A 6346-nucleotide genomic window follows, 5' to 3' on the forward strand; every position below is an offset into this window, starting at 1 on the left:
TCCTAGTAATGCTTCGAAGTGTGCTTCCTCGATGCAAAGCAGCACGAAGGAAATCAATGAAGTTTCTCATGAAGTGATTGAGGTCAGTAGCTTCCCTGTGAGAGTAGGACGTTGCTAGGCACAAGAAAAAAACACATTCATTGCGAATGTGTTTTTTGTGTTTTAAAGGTATTCCTGCGTCTGCGTCTACTAGCGTAGCTTCGTAGTAAGCTTCCTCGACGCAAAGCAGCATGTTGTAATTTCTAAGAAGTAACTCAAGAAGTGATTGAGGCCGAAGGAAATCAATGAAGTATCTCATAGGATTGAGTCAGTAGCTTTTCTATATTTTTCGTTATTTTCAAAACTATATATTCTAGATAAATATAATGACATTTGAAGTTGCATATAATAATAAACATTATTTTTTAGTATCTCTGATTATAACCTACGCATACAGAGATTTGTTTAATATGTAGGGAGATGATAGTATGGAGTTTTTTAATTCCTTTGTTAATACCGATACGGTAACAATAATGGTGCGTTTACTGTTTGCAGCAATTTTAGGAGGAATCGTAGGGGTAGAAAGGGAGTATAATAAACATCCAGCAGGATTTAGAACTCATTTACTAGTGTGTGTTGGAGCCTGTTTAATTATGCTATTAGCAATGTTTGGCTTTCAAGAATATATGGAACAAAATGCTGAGTTTGTTAATTTTGATCCGTCACGCTTAGCTGCATATGTGGTGAGTGGTATAGGTTTTTTAGGAGCTGGGACTATCATCGTCCAAGGTGTCTCAGTCCGTGGTTTAACAACAGCGGCATCTATTTGGGTAGTAGCGGGTATAGGATTATCGATAGGTGTTGGAATGTATTTTGCAGGTGTTTTTACTACAGGGATCGTAATATTAAGTTTAATTTTTCTAAATAGAGTAGAAGATTCATTTTTCAAGAAAAAGAAAGGTCTGGAAGCAGTTGTTATTCATGCTACACCTCAGGATACAACATTACTGTCTATCATTAATATATTGGAAGAAAACCAGGTAAAAGTAAAAAAAGTAATGGTGGAAAGGGATCATTCGTCAGAGTTTGAAAATTTACTTAGATATCAAATAAAAGTTCTCTATCCTAATCAAGATGTTAAGTTAACAACTATAGATAAGCTATACAGGTTAGATCAAGTTCATAAAGTATATTCTTTATAGGATATAAAAATATTGAGATGGCAATAATGAGTGCAGATAGTTGATAATTTCGAAAAAATGGTTATAATAAAATTAAAGTCAAAGATAGTCAAAGTCAAACTACTGCATGAGAGGAGGGGTTTGGTGAAAAATGTTTCTGACATTATAGAACATTATTTAAAAACGATTTTACTAAAGAGCGAAAGTGACTTAGTTGAAGTTAAGCGGAGTGAATTAGCAGAACAATTTCAGTGTGTTCCTTCTCAAATCAATTATGTTATCAGCACAAGATTTACGGTTGAAAAAGGTTATTTAGTAGAAAGTAAACGAGGCGGCGGAGGTTTTATTCGAATAATTAAAGTGAAAGCACATAACAAAGCTGAGCTTTATGATCAAATGCTAACTCTACTAGGTGATAAAATAAGTCAAAGTGGCGCTGAAGATATTATATTTCGCCTTTATGAAGAAAGTGCAATTACGAAGAGAGAGGCAAATCTTCTTCGAAGTGCAACTGATCGAACCGTTTTAAACTTACATTTACCTTATCGGGATCAATTACGATCCAATATATTAAAAGCAATGATTTCTACTCTTAAATTCAAGTATGAATAATATTATAGAGGGGAGAGTTATCATGTTATGCCATGAGTGTAATAAAAGAGATGCAACGTTACATTTTACAAAAATTTTAAATGGTAATAAAACTGAAATTCATTTGTGTGATCAGTGTGCTCGGGAAAAGGGAGAATATATTCCAGGTTCAAATAGTTTTTCAATTCATCAACTATTATCAGGATTATTAAACTTTGAACAAGCTATGCCTAGTTCTTCAAATCGGCCCCCTCAACAAAAAGAGTTAGCATGTGATAAATGTGGAATGACAATCTATCAGTTTGCTCGTGCCGGGAGATTTGGTTGCGCCCAGTGTTATCATACATTTAGTGCGAAGCTTGATCCAATGTTAAGAAGGGTTCATAGCGGTAATACAACACATATAGGGAAAATCCCGAAAAGAATTGGCAAAGATATTCACTTACATCGACAAATTGAACAACTTAAACAACAATTACAACAACATATAATGAAAGAAGAGTTTGAGGAGGCAGCAAAGCTAAGAGATGAAATACGCTCATTAGAAAAACCAAGTCAACAGAACAGGGGGGATAATTGATGTCACTAGAGAAATTCATTAGTGAGGCGATTAGTCCTTGGATGAATCACGAAGGTCCTGAATCTGAAATTGTACTTAGTACTCGAATTCGACTAGCGAGAAACTTGAAAGATTACTCATTCCCGATAATTTCAAGTATTGACGAAGCTAGCTTAGTTGTAAAGCAAGTGAGAGATCATTTTGAAGGTAAGCAGTATGATACTTTTGGGCCATTCGAACTTCTGGAAATGGATGAGATGAAGCCAAATGAAAAAAAAGTATTAGTTGAGAAGCACCTTATTAGTCCTCAGTTAGCTGATGTATCGAAAAAAGGTGCGGTATTATTAAGTCAAGATGAGTCTATTAGTATTATGGTTAATGAGGAAGATCATCTACGTATTCAATGTCTATTTCCTGGGTTTCAAATTAGTGAAGGTCTAGTCCTCGCTAATGGAATTGATGATTGGATTGAAGAGAAATTGCATTATGCATTTGATGAAAATAAAGGTTTTTTAACAAGCTGTCCAACAAATGTAGGGACAGGGTTACGAGCTTCTGTCATGATGCACTTGCCAGCATTAGTTCTAACAAAACAGCTAAATAAAATATTGCCTGCTATTAACCAATTAGGGTTAGTTGTTAGAGGAATTTATGGTGAAGGTAGCGAAGCTTTAGGTAACCTCTTTCAAATTTCAAATCAAATAACTCTTGGAAAATCTGAAGAGGATATTGTTGAAGACTTAAGAGGAGTTGTCCTCCAACTTATACACCAAGAGAGAGCTGCTAGGGAAATGCTGTTACAATCTTCAAAGCTTCATTTAGAAGATCGAGTATATCGATCATATGGAATTCTTGCATACGCGAGGACCATTGAGTCAAAAGAGGCCTCACAAAGATTATCAGATGTACGATTAGGAATTGATTTAAATATTTTAAACGGTATATCTGCAAACATTCTAAATGAACTAATGTTACTGACTCAACCGGGTTTTTTACAGCAATATGCCGGAGAAATTTTATCAGCAGACCAACGAGATGAACGTAGAGCAGCATTAATTAGGGAACGTCTAAAGTTAGAAATAGAAAGAATTTAACTAATATTCGGAGGTGGAGTAATTATGATGTTTGGAAGATTTACTGAAAGAGCGCAAAAGGTTTTAGCGTTAGCTCAAGAAGAGGCAATTCGCTTAGGACACAACAACATTGGAACAGAGCATGTTTTATTAGGGTTAGTCCGTGAAGGTGAAGGGATTGCCGCTAAAGCACTTTTAGGTCTTGGTTTAGGTTCTGACAAAATTCAAAATGAAGTTGAAACACTTATTGGAAAAGGCCAAGATGGTGCAAAGACTATTCACTACACTCCTCGAGCAAAGAAAGTTATTGAATTATCTATGGATGAAGCTAGAAAATTAGGTCACTCCTATGTAGGAACAGAGCATATTTTATTAGGTTTAATTCGCGAAGGTGAGGGAGTTGCAGCACGAGTCTTAAATAATTTAGGTGTAAGTTTAAATAAAGCACGCCAGCAAGTACTTCAACTTCTTGGGAGTAATGAAGCTTCAAGTGGTAGTCAACAAGGCGGAGTTGCCTCTAATGTTAATACACCAACGTTAGATAGTTTAGCGCGTGATTTAACAGCTATGGCTAAAGAAGAAGGATTAGACCCAGTTATCGGTCGTAGTAAAGAAATTGAAAGAGTCATTCAAGTGTTGAGTCGTAGAACAAAAAATAACCCAGTATTGATTGGGGAACCGGGTGTCGGTAAGACAGCTATCGCTGAAGGGCTTGCTCAACAGATTATTGCCAATGAGGTGCCAGAAACACTTCGAGGTAAGCGAGTTATGACACTTGATATGGGGACAGTTGTTGCAGGTACGAAATATCGCGGTGAATTTGAAGATCGTCTGAAAAAAGTAATGGATGAAATTCGCCAAGCTGGCAATGTCATTTTATTCATTGATGAACTTCATACACTAATTGGTGCAGGAGGAGCAGAAGGAGCTATCGATGCTTCTAACATCCTTAAACCTTCATTAGCAAGAGGAGAGCTCCAATGTATTGGAGCTACTACATTAGATGAATATCGTAAATATATTGAGAAAGACGCTGCCTTAGAAAGACGTTTCCAACCAATACGAGTTGAGGAACCATCTATAGAAGAGTCGATTCAAATTCTAAAAGGGTTAAGAGATCGTTATGAAGCACATCATCGTGTAACAATTACCGATGAAGCTATAGAGGAATCCGTAAAGCTTTCTGATCGTTATATTTCAGATCGCTTTCTTCCAGACAAAGCGATAGATCTTGTCGATGAAGCAGCTTCAAAAGTACGTCTAAGATCATACACGATTCCACCAAGCTTAAAGGAACTAGAACAAAGACTAGAAGAAACAAGAAAAGAAAAAGACGCTGCTGTACAAAGTCAGGAGTTTGAAAAAGCAGCTTCATTACGTGATAGTGAACAAAGACTTCGCGAAGAGCTTGATGGCCTTAAGAAAGAGTGGAAAGAAAAGCAAGGCCAGGAGAATACAGAGGTTACAACCGAAGATATTGCTCAAGTTGTAGCTAGCTGGACGGGTATTCCAGTTTCGAAACTTGCTGAAGAAGAGACGGAAAGATTATTAAATATGGAACAAATACTCCACCAGCGTGTGATTGGTCAAGAAGAGGCTGTTAAAGCAATTTCAAAAGCCATTCGCCGTGCAAGAGCAGGGTTAAAAGATCCGAAACGTCCGATTGGTTCATTTATATTTTTGGGACCTACTGGTGTCGGTAAGACTGAGTTGGCTCGCGCTGTAGCAGAAACGCTATTTGGTGACGAAGATGCAGTTATACGTATCGATATGTCAGAGTACATGGAGAAGCATGCAACATCTCGCCTAGTTGGTTCACCTCCTGGATATGTTGGTCATGATGATGGTGGACAATTAACAGAAAAGGTCAGAAGAAAGCCTTATTCTGTAATACTTTTTGACGAAATTGAAAAAGCGCATCCAGAGGTATTTAATATTTTACTTCAAGTCTTAGAAGATGGTCGTTTAACAGATTCAAAAGGTAGAACTGTTGATTTTAGAAACACAGCAGTAATAATGACATCTAATGTAGGGGCGAGTGAGCTTAAGAGAAATAAATATCTAGGCTTCACAACTGAAACTGAAGGTCAAGAATATAAAGATATGAAGGAAAAGGTAATGGGTGAGCTTAAGAAGAGCTTCCGTCCTGAATTCTTGAACCGCATTGATGAAATTATCGTATTCCATTCATTAGAGAAAAAGCATATTAAAGAAATTGTTTCTCTAATGGCAGATACACTAACAAAACGGTTACTAGAGCACGAAATAGAGTTTGACCTAACGGAAGCAGCTAAAGCAAAAATTGCTGACGAAGGTTATGATCCTGAGTATGGGGCTCGTCCATTACGTAGGGCGTTACAAAAACATGTAGAAGACAGGTTGTCAGAGGAATTACTAAGGGGTACCATTCAAAAAGGACAAAAGGTAACTCTTGATGTAAAAGATAATGAATTTGTCGTAGAAGGCAATACAAGAACACCAACCGTTTAATAGTTTTTGCTAGGAGAATGATGTGCCTTCAATCTCCTAGCTTTTTCTTTTAGAAAATGGAAAAGCTGTATTGGACAAATAAGTAATAGGAATATGTATAATAGTGATATATATGATTAACTTTTTTGATAGGAGTTTAAACATGAAAAAGAAAACCGTTTTTAAGTGTTCGGATTGCGGTCATACTCATCCTAAGTGGCAAGGTAAATGTGATTCTTGTGACTCATGGAATTCGTTAGAGGAAGTAACTATTGATGCAAAAAAATCAACCAATAAGACTAGCTCAAATACTGGGCAAGCTTTTGTGAAGCCAAAGAAGCTAAATGAAGTAGAGACAAGTAAAAGCGATAGAATTATAACCGGTATTAGTGAATTTAATCGTGTCATGGGTGGAGGAATTGTAAGAGATTCAATTACGATACTTACAGCCAAGCCAGGAGCTGGTAAATCGACCTTATTGTTACAAGTTGCAG

General features: G+C 36.7%; 6 protein-coding genes. All 6 read left to right on the plus strand.

Annotated features, from left to right (window positions below; translation table 11 throughout):
- Positions 1–467: 467 nt before the first annotated feature.
- Positions 468–1181: an MgtC/SapB family protein gene (locus ACK4M9_RS20830; RefSeq protein WP_409854696.1), complete on the plus strand. Its 714-nt coding sequence runs from the start codon at positions 468–470 to the stop codon at positions 1179–1181.
- Between the two features lie 123 nt (positions 1182–1304).
- Positions 1305–1772: a CtsR family transcriptional regulator gene (locus ACK4M9_RS20835; RefSeq protein ID WP_409854697.1), complete on the plus strand. Its 468-nt coding sequence runs from the start codon at positions 1305–1307 to the stop codon at positions 1770–1772.
- Positions 1773–1794: 22 nt separating this feature from the next.
- Positions 1795–2331 carry a protein-arginine kinase activator protein McsA gene (mcsA, locus tag ACK4M9_RS20840; protein WP_409854698.1) on the plus strand — a complete coding sequence of 179 codons (537 nt, stop codon included), beginning with the start codon at positions 1795–1797 and terminating at the stop codon, positions 2329–2331.
- A complete protein-coding gene (gene mcsB / locus ACK4M9_RS20845; RefSeq protein WP_409854700.1) occupies positions 2331–3404 on the plus strand; it encodes a protein-arginine kinase McsB in 1074 nt (357 codons plus the stop codon). Before mcsA ends, mcsB begins: the two co-directional genes overlap by 1 nt.
- A 24-nt stretch (positions 3405–3428) precedes the next feature.
- On the plus strand, positions 3429–5873 hold the full coding sequence (clpC, locus tag ACK4M9_RS20850; protein WP_409854702.1) for an ATP-dependent protease ATP-binding subunit ClpC: 2445 nt from the start codon (positions 3429–3431) through the stop codon (positions 5871–5873).
- 142 nt (positions 5874–6015) lie between these two features.
- Positions 6016–6346, plus strand: a 331-nt coding sequence (locus ACK4M9_RS20855; protein ID WP_486303946.1) for an AAA family ATPase, incomplete at its 3' end; no start/stop codon positions are given.

It is taken from the genome of Anaerobacillus sp. (assembly GCF_046314235.1).
GTDB lineage: Bacteria > Bacillota > Bacilli > Bacillales > Anaerobacillaceae > Anaerobacillus.

Excerpts from the sequence above, each read along its gene's own strand:
- ACK4M9_RS20830 (WP_409854696.1), top strand. The coding sequence starts at position 468 with ATGGAGTTTTTTAATTCCTTTGTTAATACCGATACGGTAACAATAATG.
- mcsA (WP_409854698.1), top strand. The coding sequence starts at position 1,795 with ATGTTATGCCATGAGTGTAATAAAAGAGATGCAACGTTACATTTTACA.
- mcsB (WP_409854700.1), top strand. The coding sequence starts at position 2,331 with ATGTCACTAGAGAAATTCATTAGTGAGGCGATTAGTCCTTGGATGAAT.
- clpC (WP_409854702.1), top strand. The coding sequence starts at position 3,429 with ATGATGTTTGGAAGATTTACTGAAAGAGCGCAAAAGGTTTTAGCGTTA.